Origin of the sequence: Ammoniphilus oxalaticus, assembly GCF_003609605.1 — a bacterium.
Classification (GTDB): Bacteria; Bacillota; Bacilli; order Aneurinibacillales; family RAOX-1; genus Ammoniphilus; species Ammoniphilus oxalaticus.
In genome coordinates this window covers 567,029-585,021 of sequence record NZ_MCHY01000006.1, presented here as the reverse complement: position 1 = coordinate 585,021, position 17,993 = coordinate 567,029, and the positions used below count along the sequence as shown (strand labels likewise).

At 42.2% G+C, this 17,993-nt stretch carries 16 protein-coding genes, 1 other RNA gene, 1 pseudogene and 1 riboswitch; of the genes and pseudogenes, 5 read left to right on the top strand and 13 right to left on the bottom strand.

Features of this window, described 5'->3' with window-relative positions; all coding sequences use genetic code 11:
- The 3 genes and pseudogenes from BEP19_RS04950 to BEP19_RS04935 all read right to left on the bottom strand — a co-directional run.
- Positions 1–609: pseudogene (locus BEP19_RS04950) on the bottom strand (hypothetical protein); the annotation flags it as partial.
- Positions 610–1,860: 1,251 nt separating this feature from the next.
- Positions 1,861–2,346 carry a macro domain-containing protein gene (locus tag BEP19_RS04940; protein ID WP_120188699.1) on the bottom strand — a complete coding sequence of 162 codons (486 nt, stop codon included), beginning with the start codon at positions 2,344–2,346 and terminating at the stop codon, positions 1,861–1,863.
- A 52-nt stretch (positions 2,347–2,398) separates the two neighbouring features.
- Positions 2,399–4,123 carry a GGDEF domain-containing protein gene (locus BEP19_RS04935; protein ID WP_120188698.1) on the bottom strand — a complete coding sequence of 575 codons (1,725 nt, stop codon included), beginning with the start codon at positions 4,121–4,123 and terminating at the stop codon, positions 2,399–2,401.
- Between the two features lie 820 nt (positions 4,124–4,943).
- Between BEP19_RS04935 and BEP19_RS04930 the strand changes: the two genes are divergently transcribed.
- Together BEP19_RS04930 and BEP19_RS04925 are read left to right on the top strand one after the other, a co-directional pair.
- Positions 4,944–6,635 carry a methyl-accepting chemotaxis protein gene (locus tag BEP19_RS04930; protein ID WP_120188697.1) on the top strand — a complete coding sequence of 564 codons (1,692 nt, stop codon included), beginning with the start codon at positions 4,944–4,946 and terminating at the stop codon, positions 6,633–6,635.
- 200 nt (positions 6,636–6,835) lie between these two features.
- Positions 6,836–6,927, top strand: a riboswitch (cyclic di-GMP riboswitch).
- 110 nt (positions 6,928–7,037) lie between these two features.
- Positions 7,038–8,726, top strand: coding sequence for a methyl-accepting chemotaxis protein (locus BEP19_RS04925; RefSeq protein WP_120188696.1), 1,689 nt, complete (start codon positions 7,038–7,040; stop codon positions 8,724–8,726).
- Between the two features lie 90 nt (positions 8,727–8,816).
- Here BEP19_RS04925 and BEP19_RS04920 read toward each other — a convergent pair whose 3' ends face one another.
- The 5 genes from BEP19_RS04920 to BEP19_RS04900 all read right to left on the bottom strand — a co-directional run bounded on the left by BEP19_RS04920 (position 8,817) and on the right by BEP19_RS04900 (position 11,944).
- Entirely contained in the window at positions 8,817–9,242 is a 426-nt protein-coding gene (locus BEP19_RS04920) for a very short patch repair endonuclease (protein ID WP_120188695.1), read from the bottom strand.
- Between the two features lie 53 nt (positions 9,243–9,295).
- Positions 9,296–9,511: a WYL domain-containing protein gene (locus tag BEP19_RS04915; protein ID WP_120188694.1), complete on the bottom strand. Its 216-nt coding sequence runs from the start codon at positions 9,509–9,511 to the stop codon at positions 9,296–9,298.
- 146 nt (positions 9,512–9,657) lie between these two features.
- An RNA gene (gene rnpB / locus BEP19_RS04910) (RNase P RNA component class B) lies at positions 9,658–10,068 on the bottom strand.
- 123 nt (positions 10,069–10,191) lie between these two features.
- The gene (locus tag BEP19_RS04905) at positions 10,192–10,908 is read right to left on the bottom strand and encodes an ABC transporter ATP-binding protein (RefSeq protein ID WP_120188693.1); all 717 of its coding nucleotides are present in this window, start codon (positions 10,906–10,908) and stop codon (positions 10,192–10,194) included.
- 1 nt (position 10,909) lies between these two features.
- A complete protein-coding gene (locus BEP19_RS04900; protein ID WP_120188692.1) occupies positions 10,910–11,944 on the bottom strand; it encodes an ABC transporter permease in 1,035 nt (344 codons plus the stop codon).
- Positions 11,945–12,221: 277 nt separating this feature from the next.
- Between BEP19_RS04900 and BEP19_RS04895 the strand changes: the two genes are divergently transcribed.
- Together BEP19_RS04895 and BEP19_RS04890 are read left to right on the top strand one after the other, a co-directional pair.
- Positions 12,222–12,803, top strand: a complete 582-nt coding sequence (locus tag BEP19_RS04895; protein WP_120188691.1) for a sigma-70 family RNA polymerase sigma factor — start codon at positions 12,222–12,224, stop codon at positions 12,801–12,803.
- Positions 12,760–14,115 (top strand): DUF4179 domain-containing protein, encoded by a 1,356-nt coding sequence (locus BEP19_RS04890; RefSeq protein ID WP_120188690.1) that lies wholly within the window; start codon positions 12,760–12,762, stop codon positions 14,113–14,115. Before BEP19_RS04895 ends, BEP19_RS04890 begins: the two co-directional genes overlap by 44 nt.
- A gap of 81 nt (positions 14,116–14,196) precedes the next feature.
- Here the strand turns inward: BEP19_RS04890 and BEP19_RS04885 are convergent, their stop codons facing one another.
- The 3 genes from BEP19_RS04885 to BEP19_RS04875 are packed head-to-tail and all read right to left on the bottom strand — an operon-like array spanning position 14,197 to position 15,950.
- The gene (locus BEP19_RS04885; RefSeq protein ID WP_120188689.1) at positions 14,197–14,922 is read right to left on the bottom strand and encodes a hypothetical protein; all 726 of its coding nucleotides are present in this window, start codon (positions 14,920–14,922) and stop codon (positions 14,197–14,199) included.
- 56 nt (positions 14,923–14,978) lie between these two features.
- Entirely contained in the window at positions 14,979–15,575 is a 597-nt protein-coding gene (locus BEP19_RS04880) for a YdcF family protein (RefSeq protein ID WP_120188688.1), read from the bottom strand.
- A 27-nt stretch (positions 15,576–15,602) separates the two neighbouring features.
- A complete protein-coding gene (locus tag BEP19_RS04875; protein WP_120188687.1) occupies positions 15,603–15,950 on the bottom strand; it encodes a DUF4260 domain-containing protein in 348 nt (115 codons plus the stop codon).
- Positions 15,951–16,041: 91 nt separating this feature from the next.
- Between BEP19_RS04875 and BEP19_RS04870 the strand changes: the two genes are divergently transcribed.
- Positions 16,042–16,494: a YoqH family protein gene (locus BEP19_RS04870; protein ID WP_120188686.1), complete on the top strand. Its 453-nt coding sequence runs from the start codon at positions 16,042–16,044 to the stop codon at positions 16,492–16,494.
- Positions 16,495–16,580: 86 nt separating this feature from the next.
- Here BEP19_RS04870 and BEP19_RS04865 read toward each other — a convergent pair whose 3' ends face one another.
- Together BEP19_RS04865 and BEP19_RS04860 are read right to left on the bottom strand one after the other, a co-directional pair.
- Positions 16,581–17,336 (bottom strand): hypothetical protein, encoded by a 756-nt coding sequence (locus tag BEP19_RS04865; protein WP_120188685.1) that lies wholly within the window; start codon positions 17,334–17,336, stop codon positions 16,581–16,583.
- Positions 17,336–17,983: a hypothetical protein gene (locus BEP19_RS04860; protein ID WP_120188684.1), complete on the bottom strand. Its 648-nt coding sequence runs from the start codon at positions 17,981–17,983 to the stop codon at positions 17,336–17,338. Before BEP19_RS04860 ends, BEP19_RS04865 begins: the two co-directional genes overlap by 1 nt.
- Positions 17,984–17,993: the final 10 nt, after the last annotated feature.

The following is a 17,993-nucleotide window of genomic DNA, read 5'->3' as shown; positions in this document are numbered from 1 at the left end:
GGAATAGCCTTGCTGCTGAGTGTACTCGTAATAAGCCATCTCATCAAAATAAGCAAAGCCCAATTGCAATAAAGCTTGGTGCGCTTCAGACGATAGCCGATGATCACCCACAATAGATTGAAATGATGCAGTTGGGAAAATGATCACAGTCGTATCCTCTTGATTCGTTTGCGCAACGAGTAAGTCCGTCTCTTTACGAGCTAACCATTGCCCTTTTGAAAAGAGGGAAACGCCGCTATTTTCCAACGTTGAAATTCCGTCAAGATTCATTCCAAAAATCTGATTAATCGACTGCCGCAAGCGTGGGCCCGTTTGCTCTGTTCCTTCTATTAATAAGCGAAGTAACTCAATTTTCTTCATTGAACGGAGCTGTTCCATAAAGACAAGAGAGTGAGGCGACAATCGCATTTTCTGCGCGATCACTCGCTTCAATTCATCATTATAAGAATCGGGAAGCCGCCCGAGACCATTATCAGAAGCAAACAAAAGATCAATCCGATACACTTCCCTCACGATTTCAACGACAGTTTGTATATCCATCTTTTCAACACTTGCAAGTTGCTTGTCCATTCTTTGCGTCTGTGAATCACTCTTGATGTCACCGATCATATTATACCTTCCTTTACACCTCAATAGGAGCATTTATTTTATTGTACACCATCCGGATCAACGCCAATATTCGAAAAGCGTCGGGAATTACCACGCTAAAATAAACTGTTCAAAAGAAGCCTAATTTGCTCTACTTTCAAAATTATCTCACTTTTCTCTTTTCAACGCAGTTTATTTAGTGTACAATACGTGTATCAAACGTTCACAAAGCTGACACAATTAGAAGAAGTCAGTGAGAAGCTGCGGCGAATCATAATACAGATTTAAATGAGGGGCTTTTTGAGCAAACTATGAGGAATCTGGAAGCGCTTACGTTAGGGCGAATTTTTAAAAATGGGATGAAGGAAGGATAGAATTATGAATTTAAGTATTGTTATGTCTGTTATTTCTCTTTTTATAGGTTACTCGATTAACTTTTTCGATAACGGTTGGGTTGTGTTAGCGCTTACGCTTCTGTCCTTCGGCATGTTGGTTCGGATCCTCTATAGATCCATAGAGAAAGGATCGAAGAAACCGGAGTTATACGTTGTAAAATAAGCGCAATACTAGCAAATTGAGCTTAATCAAACAGCTTTTTTACAATTTTCAGCATGCATTTCGTTGTTTTCGTCGCTAACTGTGTACGCATGGTAGGACGATCGTTCTCCGCGGTTCGGGTTCGTAAAATATGAAACGGTTAGCATGACGAACTAAGAATGCCCGACCGCCGTGAGAATAAAACCCATTTCACTTCCCACGGGTGGAAATCGGCAAGTTCCAAACAGCTTTCATCTCTCCATACCGCTTAAACATCCGTTCAAAAAATCCCGCTTTTTTCGCTACGACTTGCCTCTAATCCTTTACAGATCCATGATCTACTCCGCTTGTTAACTTTCCATTATAATGAGGTATTCCTCTGTTTATTTATCTATCTTTGTTACCAACGGGGCGACATCTGACCTGCGCCTATTTTCTCAAAGATGTGTTCGATTTCCTTAGCGGGCAACGGCTTACTGAAAAAGTAGCCTTGCATCATTTCACATTTATTCCCATCGCTGTGAAAAGTGAAAAGATCATAAAAAATGGGATATACGATGGATCGCAATAGCGGTGGATAATTGTCAAATATTAATACAACCACACTTTTAATTATGAACAAATTTTTTCCAAATATCAATTAAATTTATTGTGAATTAAAAAGAGACCTTAGATAGACTCACTTCCCTACTAAGGTCTCTTTTATTTCATTGATTGTTGTGCGTCTCTTTTAATTTACGGTTGGAATTGATAGAGTACGACCTCTCGTTTTCCTTCCGTGACAAACACATCTTCAATAATTTTTTCAACAATATCCCATTCTCCGCCAGCCAGCCCGCAACCAATTTGATAAGGAAAGCCGATGACTGCTTTAAATGCTGAATCTTCTTTTTCCCACTCATTAATCTTTTGAAGCATTAATATCATCGCGCTCCGTAACGCATCATAATCGGTTTGACGTGGCCCAACTTCAAAATGAAATTGCCCGTATAGGTTGACAATTGCTTTATCCTTGTCTTTCCAATAGCTAATTTTACCGAGTCGCTCTTCGGGGGACAACGTCACGGCTCGATCAGCCTCATATGCTGCAGGAAATTGATTTTTTATTTGCCTTGCAATTCCCCCGCTCATTTCAGTAAAACAATTGGACTGATGCCCAATTACATTTACTTTGCCTTCTTTCAGCGCCGTTAACAAATCCCCTGGAATGACCTTAATCAAATGTGATCAACCCTTTCATTGTAGTCCTTTCTATTATATCAGGCGCGGTAAACTAAAACATACCGCTCACTTTATTTCTGCCCTGGTTTTTCGCTAGGTACAATGCTTGATCCGCTTGAAGCATCAATTGCTGAATATCGAGCTTTGCTTTCTGTGAACTCGTCGCATAACCGACGCTTATGGTGACATAAGGACTAATCGGGGATTTACGATGAGAAATCTTTGACTGCATAATCGCCAATCTCATTCGCTCAGCAACCTCATTCGCTCCCCGTTCATCCGTTTCAGGAAGAAGCGCAGCAAACTCCTCTCCGCCATAACGAAAAACTTGGTCGCCCTGCCGCTGAACCGTTCTTTTAATCGTCTGGGCGACAAGTTTTAAGCAAACATCACCCTTTAAGTGCCCATATGTATCGTTATAGTCTTTAAAAAAATCAATATCCAAGAGGACCAACGAAATGGGATGCCCATTCCTTCTACAGCGGGACCATTCGCGACGAATCGTTTCATCAAAATGACGACGATTATAAATTTCCGTTACGCCATCGATCGTTGATAATTGTTGCCATAATCGCTGTGTTTCCTGTAATTCTTGCTCTCGTTTTTTGTGTCTCGTAATATCGCGCGAAATCGCAATGATTTTTATCTCGTTATTCACTTGATGAAAAACCCGCAATTTAGATTCCACCCAGAAGTAGTTTCCATCTTTTTTACAAAATCGATACGTAGACAATACCTGGCCTGTTTTCATTAACGTATCGTACTCCTTCAGAAAAGAATCTCGATCTTCAGGGTGAATGAACTGAATGGCTGATTGACCAAGTAATTCATCCTCACGATAACCTAACAAAGGATAACTAGCCGCCGATAGATAAGTATACCGTCCTTCATGATCGCGGATCGAGATCACATCGCTTACGTATTCCGCAATCATTCGAAATCGTTCTTCACTTTCCTGCAGATGATTTTCTAGTTGTTTACGCTCTGTAATATCCTTAATCATTGCCGTAATCGTAGGCGACTCCTGCCTATTAATACAAACCGTCAGATCACCCCAAATAACATGGCCATCACTGCGGATATACCGTTTTTCTAAATGATAATTGTCACGTTTACCCGCAATTAATTCCTCATAGAGCGTCTGATTTAAATGAACGTCATCGGGATGGGTAATTTCATAGAATGTTTTTTCTTTTAATTGTTGTTCAGTATAACCAAACATCTGTTGCAACACTTCATCCGCTTCCATTATATTGCCTTTTAAATCGACGAGAGATGTCCCTATATTTGCTACACTTAAAATTTGCCGCAATCGCGTACGATATTGGCCCAACTCCGCTTCCAAAAACTTTTGTTCATCAGGCAACGCCTGCTTTGTTAATACCCCTTCAAGATCACGTGGGGTTAAGCTCTTCTCTTGTAACGATACAGCGAGTTGTAGCTGAAAAATATAAAATAAGCGTTCTCCAGAGCCACCAATGGAAACCGCTTGCTGGATGCGAATCGATCTTCCTTGTTTATCAATCCAACCTTGTTCAGCCTCATAAATTGAATTGGACCCCGCCAATAGTTGCTCAAGCTGGTGACGCTCATAATTAAAATCAGATGGGTCCATTAGCTCACGCAACGACATACCATCTAGCTCAGCTTGCTCATACCCTAACAACTTACAGAACATCTGGTTCGCTTTTATCAAGCTTCCTTCTATCGATACTAAAGCCATTCCCTTCGGCGCTTGAAGAAAAGCATTTATAAAAAATTCAGTGTCATTGAACATGATTATCTCCTTGCGCAATCCATTTATAACCAATTTCCTGCTCTTCCTCTAAAATTTTAAATATTAGTATAGCAATAAGCCTGAAAATCGGCCAGATGATAAACAGGCATCCGTTTTATTCCAGTGCTTCTTAATTATACTTAACTCGACTAGGCTCTAGGTAGGCAACTTATCGACATATGCGCGGTGGTTTTCGTCCAATAATGTCGAACATCTTCTGGCCCCGAATTATAAAACATGAACTCCACCATCAGCTTTCCTAAAAAAACATATGCTGTTCATTATAAAGCACAAGTCGCTAACTGAGCAAACCTTTGGCGCGATCCCGACACACTTTAGAACTATTTCGACAATCATTTCACCCCAATCTCCTGTGACCCTAGTAGTTATTTCCTATAATCAAATAGTAGGAGAAATGACTTATAACCCGTTAACAGACTAGATCAACAAGCGACTCGGATACGCAAGGCCAAGGCGACAATGAAAGCCCCAAGGGATTGCGCAAGTGAACTTCACTTTGCTTAGATGAGAAGCGCGCTGATTTTTACAGGATTAACCGTTCACCAAGATTTAACAAAAGATTCGTCCTAGCTATTGTTCGGAACTTCCCTAAAAATTATAATTGATATCAAGGTTCTAGTTTCAATTGTTGTATATCTTATAAGAATCAGAGAGAACGTCGAAAATGCGTATGCCCTACTTTAAAAACCCGCTTAAGTAGCGCTCAGTCTTTTCGTCACTCATTAACACAGATTGCTGTTCAATTTGAATCTAGAAAGCATTTACAATTTCAACTTAGAGATATGAGGAGGCGGTTGCAGTGCGCTGGACGATTAGCAAGAAATTATTGAGTAGTTTTTCGATAGTCATCCTGTTGTTAATTGGGATTATTAGTTTTGGTTTTTATGAAATCACAAAAATTGACAAAAGTTATTCCCATCTAATTGACGATCGGATGGTGAAAGCGATGAATGTAAGAGACTTACAAATGGCAGTAAAGAATGTCATGATCAATACACGCGGTTATTTAATTACAGGTGATCCCTATGCGTTGCAAGCTTATAAAATTGCGCATGAAGAATACGATGAAAAATCTCGTCTATTAAGAAGTACGCTTACAAAACCCGAAAACATTAAAATGCTGGATGGATTGCGTCAAACAGCTGAAGATTACGATGATCTCGCTGAACGTTTGTTCGCATCGAAAGATCAAAATGATATAGCCGGTTACATCGACTTGGTTATCAATGAAGGTCGTGACACGATCGCCCGATTCGATGAGCAGGCAACAAATCTTGCAAATCACCAAATTGAATTACTAGAACAAGAAAGCGCCGAAAATACGAAACAAGTCAGTGAGGTAAAGACAAAAATTTTAATTGTTGGCTTGCTCGCCATTATCGTTGGAAGCGCAACAGCAATCCTAATGGGTCGTCTTATTTCAAAACCAATCAGGACGATTGCCGAATCTGCGAATAGGATTGCGGGAGGCGACTTAACAACCGATCAGATCCAAGTCAGAAACAAAGACGAGCTTGGCGAGTTGGCAAGTTCGTTTAATCAAATGGCGGCGAATTTAAGAAGAGTAATCGGTCAAGTCAGCGATAATGCAATTCATGTCGCCGCTTCCGCCGATGAGCTAACCGCAAGCGCTGAACAAACTTCACAAGCAACCCAACAAATCGCAATATCCATCCAAGAAGTTGCTTCCGGCGCAGAAACCCAAGGCAAAGGAGCTATGGAAAGCGCTCAAGCGATGCGTGAAATGGCCCAAGGGGTTGCCCAAGTCGCGGAAGCAACCGCTTCGGTAGCAGAATTAGCATCCGACACGACACGACAAGCAAACAAAGGGAGCGAGTCACTGCAAAAAGTGATCGAACAGATGAACACAATCGATCAAGTCGTTGGTGATTCTGCTATCGTCGTCGAAAGGCTTGGGACGCTATCGCTTGAAATTGGCGATATTATTGGGGCGATTACCTCGATTGCCGATCAAACAAACCTGTTATCATTGAACGCAGCGATTGAAGCGGCCCGAGCGGGCGAACATGGCCGAGGTTTTGCCGTCGTTGCCGATGAAGTGAAAAAGCTAGCGGAGCAATCTAAACAGTCAGCGGAACAAATCACGAGTCTAATCGTACGAATTCAGGAGGACACGGCGCAAGCGGTTCGAGCAATGGGTCATGGAACGGAGGAAGTGCGCGTCGGACTAGAGGTTGTCCGTGAAACAGGCGAAGGATTCAAACAAATTTTATCGTTAATCGACCAAGTCGCGACCCAAATCCAAGAAGCGTCCGCCGCTTCAGAAGAAATGTCAGCCAGCGTGGAAGAAGTGAATGCCACAATCGAAGAAATTGCGCGAATCGCGCAACAGTCTGCTGACAACACGCAAAATGTAGCCTCCGCTTCAGAAGAACAACTCGCGTCAATGGAAGAAGTGACATCATCGGCTGAAGCTCTGTCAGAGATGGCTGAACAATTACAAGCGCATATTCATCGCTTCAAAATATAGAAGCAACAACCAACACCTCAACTCACCTTCGCGTGAGGCGAGGTGTTTTCTATTTTGAAAAAATATATTATTACTTGGGGTTCCAAACAATGGAATAGTATGTTTAAATAAGATAGGTATACATTTGGACACAGAACCACCGTTTGTATGGTCTATATTATACTATCGGTTCTTTAAATTCAACTTCATAGTCTTTTGTTTTTCGATTAGGGCAAACACACCGAAAGGTGTGGACGCAAAACTAGAGGGGCTTACGTAGCGGTGATTAGCTACATGCCAGCCAGTTGCCGATTACCGTGATCTTGTACTCAGTAATCTATGTTTGCGATGTTCGTTTTCAATCATAGATTACTTTTTTCTATGCCTTCATATAATAAATAACGAGATAGGAGAGGAATGTAAGTGAGATTCAATATCAACAAAAAACTGCTAGGTGGTTTTTCGATCATCATCCTTGTTCTTATTATGATTATCGGAATTGGCTATTATCAAATTAATGCTATCAATCAAAGCTATACAGAACTAATCGAAGAAAGAATGATCAAAGCGATGGAAGTAAAAGATTTGCAAATCGCATCTAAAAAGATCATCGTAGCAGGACGCGGCTACCTGCTTTCAGGCGAACAGTCCGTCATGCAAGATTATAACGAGGCAAAGGAAGAGTTCCAAGATAGATACACAAGTTTACTCAACCGATTGAATTTAGAAGAAAACCAGAACATGCTTGAGGCAATGAATAAGACCCAAGAAGAGTACAATGAATTTACGGAACATTTATTTGATTTAAAAGCGCAAAATAACGAGGATTATTTAACGATCTCAACGAATGAAGGGCGTGAAATTGTCAATCGGTTGGATAACCACGCGGTGGAAATGGCCAACTTCCAATTTGAAATTGCGGAAAAATCGATTGTAGAAAACACAGAAATAGTAAATAAAACGAAAAAAAATCTGCTCATAATCGGGGCTATTGCTGTATTGCTCGCAACCGCCATTGCTTATGCGATTGGGCGCCTCATCTCTAGGCCGATTGTTCGTTTAGCCGATTCAGCTTCAAAAATAGCGGATGGCGATCTTACCATTGATGATATCCACATTCGAAATAACGATGAGATTGGCGATCTAGCTACCGCGTTCAATCAAATGTCAGGCAATCTAAGGCAGGTCATTACACAATTGAGCGCCAACTCGTCACAAGTTGCTGCCTCGGCCGAAGAACTTACCGCCAGCGCGGAGCAAACGATGGAAGCAAACACCCAAATTACAACCGCCATTCAAGAAGTCGCGAGCGGAGCTGAAGCGCAAGGACAAGGCGCTATTAATAGTTCTCATGCGATGCGCGAAATGGTCGCAGGGATTCAACAAGTAGCGGAAACGACTACAACCGTTTCTGAATTAGCAACAGAAACAACCAATGAGGCGCATCGAGGCAATCAATCATTGCAAAAGGTCATTGAACAAATGAATACAATCCAACTTGTTGTCGAAGATTCCGCATCCGTCGTGCGAAGCTTAGGCGATCTTTCCAAAGAAATTGAAAATATTACGGAAGTCATTAACTCAATCGCGGAACAAACAAACTTGCTAGCGCTCAATGCCGCGATAGAAGCCGCGCGAGCGGGCGAACATGGTCGGGGCTTTGCCGTCGTCGCCGATGAGGTAAAAAATTTAGCGGAACAATCCAAAGACTCGACGGAGCAAATCGCATCCTTAATCCAACGGATTCAAAAAGATACATCTGACGCGGTGAAAGGCATGAATGATGGCACGAAGGAAGTTGGAATTGGAATGGAGGTCGTACGCAAAGCGGAAGCTGGATTTGAAACTATTGTAAACTATATCGAGCAAGTCGCTAGCCAAATCCAAGAAGCTTCAAGCGTTTCAGAAGAAATGTCTGCCAGTGTAGAAGAAATGCAAGCCTCAATCGATGAAATTACGAACATTGCTCAACTGTCGGCGGACAATACCCAAAACGTCGCCTCCGCATCTGAGGAACAACTTGCTTCCATGGAAGAAATCACCGCTTCCGCAGCAGCGCTTTCCAAGTTAGCTGAGGATTTACAAATGTACGCGCAGCGTTTCAAAGTTTAATTGTTAAGTAGGGAGTGACCCCTCCCTACTTGTTAGATGAGATGAGTAACACCCACAACGTAATGCATTTATTAGCAACCCGTTTCGCCGTTAGGTGGAACGGGTTTTTGCTTCTTTCATAAAAGAAGCAATGCGCTCGATTGTTCCTTCAAAATCTTCCTTAAGATCATGCTCCCATATTCGCAGCAGCTTCCACCCTTTTTCATGATAGTAGCTGTCCACTTCTTCATCCCGCGTTCGATTCCGTTCGATCTTTTGTTGCCAATACGCGGTATTGCTTTGCGGCATTCGACAATGAAGCGGACAACCATGCCAAAAACATGAATCAATAAAAAGAACCACTTTGTATTTTTGAATCGCAAGGTCAGGCTTTCCGAACAATTTCTGCACATTTTTACGAAAACGAAACCCCATCGTCCACAATCTTTTTGTAACCGCTTGTTCTAACTTCGTGCCTTGCGATCGGACCGCGCGCATCGTGTTACTCCGTTGTTGCCTCGTGATTTTATCCGCCATCGTTTCTTATGTACGCTCCCCTTTTTGCTATAGCGTACCCCAAAACTCATTCATTACGCTTCTTTTTTGAACGTGACAGGTCCTACAGCCAATACATTTGCGATGTAAAAAGAGCGAATCGCCCGACGCGTATAACAATAAGCGGTAACCTGATCCCCTTTGATTGACATGAGCTTCACTTGCCGCTGACTGATCCGATCCGTTTGATCCAAATAAATGATCTCGCAAAGTTGACCCGTTGAAAGGTACCGTCGTAGTTCGCGAATCATGCCCTTTCGCCTCCAAACAGAGCGTTTGTTCCTATTATATTCGAAACAGATAAAAGTATGCAAGCGCCATTTTATGGACAGCAAAAAACCTTCTACGTTGTCGTAGAAGGTTCGTCGTATGCTTATGATATTTAGCGCAATGAAATAGCTGTAAGCCAGGTTTTGTTCCTGCGCGCTCATGTCGCTCGCTAAGCTGGCGCAAACAGGTGTAGTCATTTAACTATCAGCTGTTGTTTTGTTTGCTGATCCACCTTTTTGGTTGAATTCCCTCTAGGTGGCGCCCCTACCATCGTTTGGGTTGCTCGCTCGCGGGGTTTACCCGTTCCAGCGCGACTCTTTCGAATCGCGTATCGTCTCTGTGGCACTTTCAGGTTACTCTCAGCATATCCTCTTTTTGAAAAAAGGGGACTTAGCCTGATTTCACCGCCGTCAGCCGAACCGATCGACTGCCCACCCTTGCGGATGGCGCGAACACGCTAGGCATCTCAGCGCTAGGCGAGCCTGGACTTTCCTCAACTTATCATCAGACAAATGATAAGCCGCGACTACGCGCTATTTCATGTTATCTGTCGTGACTGCATGATTTAATTTATCACATCAACGCTGACACTGTCACTAGCGAAATTATGGAAGAAAAGTGGATTCACCCGGCTAGCCGACGAGTGGGCGATTGGGATGAATCAAACGCGGGCAAGGTCGCCCATTAATCGGGATTCACTCATATCGACAATTTGTCCATCGCTCATTTTGATGATGTAATCAGCGTAGGAAAGCATTTCCTCGTCATGGGTTACGATGAGCGTTGTAATCTGGAGATTTTTCGTTAAATCTCGAATGAGCGTCATTACGTCTCTCGATCGTTTTGAATCTAAACTTGCCGTCGGTTCGTCCGCGAACAACACTTTCGGTTGATGGATGATCGCGCGGGCAATCGCGACGCGTTGTTTTTCCCCGCCCGATAGCGATGTTGGAAAGGCATCAATTCGATGATCCATTTCAACAAGCTCCAGGGTGCGTTTAACTTGTTCCTTCTTCATGCTTTTCTTCATATTCAATTCAGACACGTCGAGCATCAGCATGAGTTGTTCTTCAACGGTGAGAAATGGAACCAAATGGGCAAATTGAAACACAAAGCCAAATTTTTTGGCCCTGATTTCCCGAACTTTTTCCGCGCTGAGGGTCGTCATGTTTTTCCCTTCGAATAGAACCTTCCCATCTGAAGCAGGCTGAAGTCCCGCGGCAATCGTAAGCAATGTGCTTTTACCCGAGCCAGATGCGCCGACCAAGGCTGTAATTTCACCTTCGTTCAGCGTAAGATTAACTCCTTTTAAAATTTCTTCTTCTACTTCACCTATCTTAAAACTTTTTTTAACTTGGTCGATTGTAAAGATCGTCATCTTACACCTCTCCTTGCTGGATTGCTTGTAATGGTTCTACTTTTTTGATTTGTAATCCTGACAGCGTCGCGCCAATAAACCCGATGACTAGAAAAATAATCGAAAGTTGAACAGTAGTTGTAAAAGAGAGGTTAAAAGGCATCCCTGCTGGCGCCACGACCATAAACGCTTGACTGAGCGCGATTGAGATGGCGAGAGCAACGATGGTAATCAACAACATTTGGGTCCACATCATTTTAAATAAAGCGCTTGTTTTCACACCAATTGCTTTCAAAATGCCGTATAAACCTATTTTTTGAACGTTCATCATGTAGAAAAAGATCGCAAACAACATGCCGCTAATCACAACGAGAAACCAAACAATCATATTAAGCGACAGCTGTTCCGCGCTATAGCTCGGAATTGTATCAAGAAACTGTTTATTTGAAAAATATTCCAACCCAGCAATCTCAAGCGTTGCATCTGATTCAGGGACAAAGATCAGTTGCATTTCACGAACGCGATAAATTTCTTGATAGTTGATCATGTTAATAAAAGCGACGGGCGCGTGGCTAAATTTCTTTTGGTCAACAAACGCTTTGACAATGAACTCACCGCTAAATTGATTGTTCGTTAACGTATCCCCTACTTTTATGCCCTTCTCCTCTAAAGAACGATCGAGCACAATTTCCCCTTTTCCAACCTGTGGCAGCAAATCGGAATCGGTTGAAGTGACAAAAACAACACTTTGCTGCTTATCTGCGCCATCATTTACAAAACCCATTTGAATGGAAAGGGCAACCGCCTCTCTTTGATCGTTTAAAATTTTGTCCTGGACGCTCGTATCGATTCGTGAAAGATTATAGGTTTGATCCGCGTCTGCCGTCATGTAAAATTGGCCGTTTGGCAGATCCTTAATTAATGCCGCATTGTCCTGGGACAGTCCATTTGCCAAGCCCGATATAATAAACGTTAGAAAACTGACGAGAAATACGATGGAACCTAAAATCAAAAACCTTGTTTTATTTTTCTTCATTTCTTTCCATGCCATATTCACTTGTTCATCCCTCCTATCTCTTTTCCGACACCCTTAGTTTAGACGGCGAACATGAACTGAAGATGAACAATGAAACATTTGTGACAAATTCCCCACGTTCGCAGCAGTGATCGGCATGAGTTAGGCAAATGGATTTAGTAGACCTAATATGTAGCCTGCGAAAACATGGATAGCCCTCTACCTTATCATTCCGAGTTGTTTATAAAAATGATAATCAAGTTTCTCAAGAGAAATCCGATGGAGCGGACGTAGTAATATATGAGAGGGGGTGAACAGGTTGGATTTGCCACAGAGCGCGCTAGTTAAAAGAATTAAAAATGAAGACGTACTCGCGTATGAGTACATGATCAACAAATATACAAAAACGATATACTACCTAGCCCATCATATATTATCTCCATCTTTGTCGAAGGAGGACATTGAGGAATGTGTATCAGACGTTTTTCTGGAGGCCTGGACAAGAATTGATGAGTTCGACGAAGAAAAAGGAAATTTTAGAACTTGGCTGCTTATGTTAACGAAATATAAGGCTTTAACTTACAGACGTAAAAGAACAACAGATCAGGTTATCGCAATGGAAGACTTTGAAATAGAAGATAGCTACAGCTTAGAAAAAGATGTTTTCTTGAGGCGGGACCAAGAAAAAGTAATAGAAATTATTAATAGCTTTAACGATGTAGATCGAAAGATATTTTTGCGTAGATTCTTCTATAACGAAAAGATCAGTGACTTGGCCAAAGCATTTAATTTTTCGAGATCAGCGATAGACAACAGGCTTTACAGAGGCAGAAAAATGATTAAGGAGGCGTTAGATTATGGAGGATCGGAAAATGAGAGCCCTACTCAATCAATTGGATGATGATTTGGTTATTCAAGAATTCGATAAGTTAATGGAAGGTGTTGAAATCGATATGGATTCTATTCATAAAAAAGCTCATCAAAAACTTAGAAAGCATAATCGAGCGACAAAGCTAAAACGTCGAAAAAGATATTCCTATGTCGCCGCGGCTTGTTTATGCCTGATCGGTGTGACGGGTGTGTATGCGAGCGATATATCCGAAACGATCAAGTCGTTCATGACAAAAACCTCGGTTTACGATACTGTTGTAGATGGTGACGCATATTACTTAAAGGACAAGCAGGTCTTAAACTCGGATATTACCGTCGAGAGTGTCATCGTTTCAAATGGCAACTTAGAAATGACGATTTCAACCCAAGCAGATCGCGCCTTTGAAGACTTGGGCGAAATTGAAATCATCCCACAAGACGGTTCGAATACCATCTATTATCCCGGCGGATACGGTGGGGAAAAGGACAACCTCTTCCTCCACTTTATGAATAAAACAGAGGGCAACTACAATATCCAGCCTTTTCAATATTTCAAACTGGTTATCGGAGAAAATTCCTATGACCTTTCTTTAGAAAAAGCGAAAGCTCTTGATCTGGACGGTCAAATTTATACAGCAAAGTCCGACCTGATCGATGGCGTAAACCTTGCAGCGTCAATTGCCGATGGAAAAGGAAAAACAAACATTCAATTGGTCTCTTCTTTTGCAGACGAGCACCTACAATTAATTCGATTTGGACAGCCAATTCAAACGAAGGTGATAGAGAAATTTGAAGATCGAGGCGCCGAAGGCACGATCGGCTCAAGTACAGGCAGTTCGGCAGAAGCCTTATATGTAGTTGATGGAGCTTCCAATAAACAACACAAACTAGAAATACCCAAAAATGCAAAAGGGCGCCCAGTAACGAACTTTGAAACAAGCGCGCTGGAAGGAAAAGATTTAACCTTAACCGTTCCGGCAATCATCGCTACGTCGAATCAAAAGTATGAACCACTTACACTAAACATTCCTACAAACGGGGAAGTCATGTTAAATAAAGAGATTGATTTTTCGGAGCAAAAAGCCGTCCTTAAAAAGATGAAAAGATTATCCGCTACATCAGCGGAATTAGAATTTGAATTAAATACGGGCGAAAATAAATATATAGATCTCCGCTCTTTCAATTTCTACAGTCCCGACATCAAAAAAATGTCCGCCGAATTTAATGGAAATCAAGCCACCATGACGATGGAATTCCACAAAGAGATTGAGATCAGCGAATTTCAAATGAGTAACCCTAGCTTCGTGATGAACGGAAATTGGACAATCGATTTAAAAAGATAATTTTAAGGCAAGCCAAACAGCCGTATACCTAATTGATTAGAGAGGTATACGGCTGTTGTCTATCTCCATCGATAAAAACGATTATTCCGTCGGGGCAAATGCGTCATCTAAAGGGATCCGATCGTAATACGATTCATCTATCTCTTCCTCAACGAATTGAACCCTGAACAGAAGCACTTTTTCATATCGTTGAATAAATTTCGGTACTTCCCCGCTCTCATCATATTCGATAGCATCACTTGTACTGTACGAGATACCATTTCCACCGTCGTTAATCATTGTAATCAGCGTAATCGGGCGATTCATTTCAATTTCCCTTTTCTCGCTTAACGGCGCCGTGAAGGTCCCGCCTTTTGATAAATTAATTTCCCCGGGCGTTCTTCCCGATCCAGAATCATGAATCGTTGATATCGTATAGGCTAATACGCCTTCATCGGTTCGTTCTTCTGTCACATGTTCCATGAAAAAAGCGACGTACTCTTTTAGCGCGTTCTCATTTTCTAGCTGTTGTCCACCACCGCCGCTAAAATTTGTAGCGTCTTCCTGTCTTATACCATTTTCATATACTTCAATCCATACATTCCTCATAAACGACGCATCTGGATGTATTTCGTACTCAAACACATGACCTGGATCTAACCCTACTCCGCTCAGAATCCGTTTCGTTTCGTCAGATAACTCGGCGGGTTGGATGTAAGCGACATCATTGTGCTCCACTTCTTTCACACTCTGTTTAGGAAAGATAAACATGATAATACCCACTATGAATAAAGCCGAAATAACACCAATAGCCACACGTTTTTTCATAGAATCCCCCTTCCATATTTTTATTGACCCTACTATAACATGGTTGAAGCTCGATATCACCGAAACGGCAAACTAAATAGATAACCAAGATAGAAAAACAATTCTCTCAAAAAGAACGGCCCTTTGCTCTTTAACGTTTGGTAGACAGAACTTTGCGTAGGTGAGGAATAGGCGTCCATCCCTGTCCTGTTTGCCATCAGCATCGCTCTTTTCATATGTAAAGGATCGCTGACAATTGCAAAAGTTTTGAAGTTTTTCTGCTTTGCGATCTCATAGGCGTACGATAAATTTTCCTCAGTGATCCTCGACTTCGTTTCCACCAAAATATGGTCCACATGTACCCCGTTTTTAAGCGCGTAATCTCTCGCTACCTCAGATTCCGCAGCCAATCCTCCTTTTCCTTTACCGCCCGTAAAAATGATTTGATCGACATAATTGTTTTCATAGAGCCAAATCGCGTGATGGATCCTTTCCCGCAAAACAGGAGACGGCTGATCCCCCCAAACTGCGGCGCCAAGCACAACCGCCGCATCCGTCTCGACAAGCTGGAGTTTTTGACTAAAGGTCCAAATGCTAACAGCGGAATAGAGGATGAACACCAACGTGACAATCGCAAGCGCGCAGATGAATTTGAACCCTTTTTTCCTCGTCACATTTACCTCCCCCTCATGGACACCAGCTTACACCCGATTTAAATGCGTATCCCGAAACTGCGTCGGATATTTCAATCCATAACCGAGCATGCGATCCATTCCAATGTGAGCGATCCAAATTAAGCTAATCATTAAAACGGCGCTGTGTTCGGTCCATAAACCGCACATTAGAAGGACGATCGGAATGGTGTATGTATGGAATAAATTATATAGAACCGCGCCAACCCAAACGTTGCTGAGGTACCCAAACGCGGACAAATCCGGTGAAAACAATAAGATCAGAAACACAACCCAACTAAATTGTAGATGAGAGTAAAAATAAAGACTGACTGCCAGAACGACAAATCCCTCTAAATGCAACAAAAATTTATTCAAACACCATCACCCTCTTTTAAAGTGAATTTAATAATTGAACGCCGAGAGGGAAGACTAACTGCCTACAATAAATTGTGGAGGGACCAGATTTGTGAAGCAGCTAGTTTTGACTTTAGTTTTAATTGCTGGCCTGATTATTCCTAACAATGGAAAAGCCTATGTATCTATGCCGTGTTGTTCTATAATGGAACCCGTAAATACAGCTTACGAAAATGCAAAAGGAGCTGCATTGGTTTATAAAGTGAACTTGTTAGCGCCAAGCTTTCCACGTACCCATATTAGTATTCATGCCACCCATTTACCCGCGCCATCCTCCTTGGGAGATTATGATGGTTTTGAGGGTTTTGCTTTTATTCAAAATGAGATTAGTTGGAGATTTAAACTATATCCTACGCCAGAAGAAGATGGCCCAACTTGGGCAGGCAGGATCGACATTATAACTGCAGATTTAACAAACAGTGTTATACAAGTCCGACTTTCAAATTCAAAAACAGGAAAGTTAGGGCCGATAGTTTTGTCATCCAATATTGAATCCTGTAAGTAAATGAGCCCACCATAAGCCTTAATTTCATCCAAATATTAAAGGGAAGGACAAGCCCACGTCGACGGTTAAGCGACAACGGGCAAGGCCTATTCGATGAGCCCCAAATCGCTGGGGTTCAAATACCGAACCAATTGATCAACATTACGATTCACAAAGCTGCTTCCATTAATTGAGCGATGTAAGTTTTTCGATTCATCACCCGTTTCATCAAACGCCCGCCAACCAAAATAGAGATCATCCCGCTGGAAAAAGGAATCAAACACCGAAGGTTTTGGCGCTTCCATCTGATCCAACATTCGCATCACTGTAACCCAATCGTCCGACAACGGCAGGACCCCATACGACTTCGTTTCAAGCGAAACTTGTTCTTTCAATTGAATACCAGGCTCATAGCGATGTTCAGTTTGATCCGTTTTCGTTGTGTAAGTCATGCTGTAGTAGCGATGCCTGATCAAATACAGATCGATCATATTTACATCATCGTCAGGGTGTATATTCCAAACAAAATGATAAGAAGCAGGGTCTTTTTCATTGATCATCCACAACCTGGGAGCTCCGATTGAATTTTTGACGTCCATTTTCCATTTCCCTCGCCAAGTCCAGTAACTCATTCCATAGTCATTCTTTTTTGTTTTAAATGGAACGAACACGTGACGCGGAGCCACATAAACGACATCTTGGATTTCATCCACCGCCACTTCAGGCAACAGCTGATTCAATTGCGCGAGAATCTCCTCGTGAGCGGGAAACGGAGCGGGACGTGAAACGAAAAGGAAGTAGACACTAAACCCAATAAACACAACAAGCGCGACTACAAGGGCGAGCCCTTTTTTCGTTTTCATTATTCCGATTCCACCGCCTTCAACAAATCCACTTCACTTCGAAAGTAAACATGTTTTTTCGCTGTATTCACAAGCATCCCTTTCCCATCGTCCTCAAAATAAATCATTGGCCGTTGCCCACTTCCCCATTTAGGCGACGTTCCGACCACCAAATAAGGAAACTGCTCACTATTGGAGTACGGATGCCAATTCATTTCCTCATACCATTCATCGCTATAAAATGTTTCGGGTTGCATCATATTCAATTGTTCAGCTAAATTTTCCTTATGCAACAGACGCTCAGGCGCGGTAGACGGATACAGGTTAATCAACGAAGCCTTTTCCAAATGAGAAACATACACGCGCGGATCGTCGTTCGGATACAGCTGGTTGTAAAGTGGAATAGAGGCAACCGTGAGCAACAAAATAATAAAATTCCCCGCGAACCCTAACCATGCATAAGAGCGAATCCGTTGCCATTGATCCTTTTTTCTCCTCAACATCGATTTCAAAATCCATACGCCAAGCGGTAAGATTGCTAATTCCATCCGTTGTCCGAACCATTCAACATGAGCGGAGATAGAAGCTAGACCGAGGAATAGCGCAATAGCAATCATTCGCGCGCTCGGATTATCCGCCCTCTTTTTATAAATCCGATAGGCCAACAATACGATGAAG